Raw genomic sequence first — 2,168 nt, forward strand, 5'->3', positions numbered from 1 at the left:
AAGAAGGGGGAGGCCGGGGAGAAGGCGGTGGGGCGGCTTCGGATACCGGCCCGTGACGTCACGTCGGTGCTCCCGGTGGCCCGCTGCTGAGACCGCTCCCGGTGGCCCTTCGCCGAGACCACCGCCCGTTCAGGAGGGGCCCTTTGGCGGGGATCACCAACATCCACTCCCGTACCGGCGGTAATACTTGTCGGTAACAACCCCTAGTCGCCGGGCACCAGCCGTTCTACGGTGCACGCATGTCCCCGAACCTGCCCGATGTCGTGCTGTGGTCCATCCCGGCCTTCGTGCTGCTCACCGTCGTCGAGATCGTGAGCCACCGGCTCCATCCGGACGAGGACCAGGCGGGGTACGAGACGAAGGACGCCGCCACCAGCGTCACCATGGGTCTCGGCAGCCTCGCCTTCGACTTCCTGTGGAAGATACCGATCGTCGCCGTCTACTCCGCGGTGTACGCCCTCACCCCCCTGCGCGTGCCGGTCCTGTGGTGGACGGTCCCGCTGATGCTGCTCGCGCAGGACTTCTTCTACTACTGGTCGCACCGGGGCCACCACGTGATCCGCATCCTGTGGGCCTGTCATGTGGTGCACCACTCCAGCCGCAGGTTCAACCTCACCACCGCGCTGCGCCAGCCCTGGACCAGCCTCACGGTGTGGCCGTTCTACCTGCCGCTCATCGCCTGCGGCGTCCACCCGGCGGCGCTGGCCTTCTGCTCCTCGGCCAACCTGGTCTACCAGTTCTGGATCCACACCGAGCGCATCGACAAGCTGCCGCGCCCCTTCGAGTACGTCCTCAACACGCCCTCGCACCACCGCGTGCACCACGCCTCGCAGGGCGGCTACCTGGACCGCAACTTCGGCGGCATCCTCATCATCTGGGACCGCCTCTTCGGCTCCTGGGTCGCCGAGACCGACCGGCCCGTGTACGGCCTGACGAAGAACATCGACACCTTCAACCCGCTGCGCGTCGCCACCCACGAGTACGCCGCCATCGCCAGGGACCTGAAAGCGGCCGCGAGTTGGCGCGAGCGGGCCGGGCGGGTCTTCGGCGGCCCCGGCTGGCAGCCCAAGGCCCCCGTGGCGCCCGAAGGCCGCACAGAGCCCGCGCCTCCCGGGGCGGCACAGGCCCCCGCGCCGGTGCCGGAGCGGGCCGCGTGACAGGGTGGCGGCCCTCGCCGCGACCGCTCCTCGGCGCCTTCGGGCTCGCCGCCCTCGGTGACCTCGCCGCGCTCCTCGCGGGTTCGGACACCGCCCATGCCGTCTTCAAGCCGCTGCTCATGCCGCTCCTCGCCGCGTACGTGCTGGCGCGGCGCGGTCCGCGGCTCCTGCTCGCCGCCCTGCTCCTCGGCTGGGGCGGCGACACCCTGCTGCTCCTCGACACCGACCCCGCCTTCCTCGCGGGGATGGGCTCCTTCGCCGCCGGGCACGTCTGCTACCTCGTGCTCTTCAGGAGGTACGGCCGCATGGGCAGGTACGGCGCCGCCCTGGTGGCCGCCTACGCCCTCGCGCTCGCCGGCACCGTGACGCTGCTCTGGCCGGACCTGCCCGCCGACCTGCGCGGCCCGGTGGCGGGCTACAGCCTGCTGCTCACCGCCATGGCCGTCGGCGCGGCCGCACTCGGCGTCACCGCGGCGGCGGGCGGGGCGCTGTTCCTGCTGTCGGACACGCTCATCGCGACCGGCGTCGCCGACTGGCCGCAGCTGCCACGCCCCGACCTCGCGGTCATGCTCACCTACATCGCGGCGCAGTATCTGCTGGCCAGGGGCGTGCTCGCCGCTCACCAGCGGATCGGCACCGGTACCGCGGTGAGCAGCGCGGAGAGCGCCACGACGACGCCGAGCGCGATCACCTCGCCCCGCGCGGGCACATAGGCCGACGCCCGGTCGGGCGAGCGGCGGAGTTTGCGGCGGGCCAGGACCGCGAGCACGGCGACGACGACCACCAGGAGCACCTTGGCGAGCAGCGCCCTGCCGTAGGCCGTTCCGGTGAGCTGGTCGGCGACCGTGCCCGGCGGCATCCGGCGCAGCGTGCTGCACGTCCCGGTCACCGTGATCGCCGCGAACAGGACGGCGGCCACGCGCGCGTAGCCGCCGAGCAGGGCGACGCCCGCCTCCGGAGCGGCCGTCCGCCAGCTCCGCAGCATCCGCAGGACGCAGAGCAGCCCGCCCG

At 72.6% G+C, this 2,168-nt stretch carries 3 protein-coding genes; 2 read left to right on the forward strand and 1 reads right to left on the reverse strand.

Annotated features, from left to right (window positions below; translation table 11 throughout):
- Positions 1 to 239 precede the first annotated feature (239 nt).
- A complete protein-coding gene (locus AB8Z36_RS36830; protein ID WP_369217741.1) occupies positions 240 to 1,157 on the forward strand; it encodes a sterol desaturase family protein in 918 nt (305 codons plus the stop codon).
- Positions 1,154 to 1,870 (forward strand): lysoplasmalogenase, encoded by a 717-nt coding sequence (locus AB8Z36_RS36835; protein ID WP_369217742.1) that lies wholly within the window; start codon positions 1,154 to 1,156, stop codon positions 1,868 to 1,870. The genes AB8Z36_RS36830 and AB8Z36_RS36835 overlap by 4 nt, the downstream gene beginning before the upstream one ends.
- Here AB8Z36_RS36835 and AB8Z36_RS36840 read toward each other — a convergent pair.
- Positions 1,777 to 2,168: CopD family protein (locus tag AB8Z36_RS36840; protein ID WP_369217743.1), on the reverse strand; the 392-nt coding region annotated here is incomplete at its 5' end. The genes AB8Z36_RS36835 and AB8Z36_RS36840 overlap by 94 nt on opposite strands.

This window comes from Streptomyces flavofungini (genome assembly GCF_041028215.1).
GTDB lineage: Bacteria > Actinomycetota > Actinomycetes > Streptomycetales > Streptomycetaceae > Streptomyces > Streptomyces flavofungini_B.

Bases quoted from the DNA above. Each gene is read 5' to 3' on its own strand.
- AB8Z36_RS36830 (WP_369217741.1), top strand. From the start codon at position 240: ATGTCCCCGAACCTGCCCGATGTCGTGCTGTGGTCCATCCCGGCCTTC.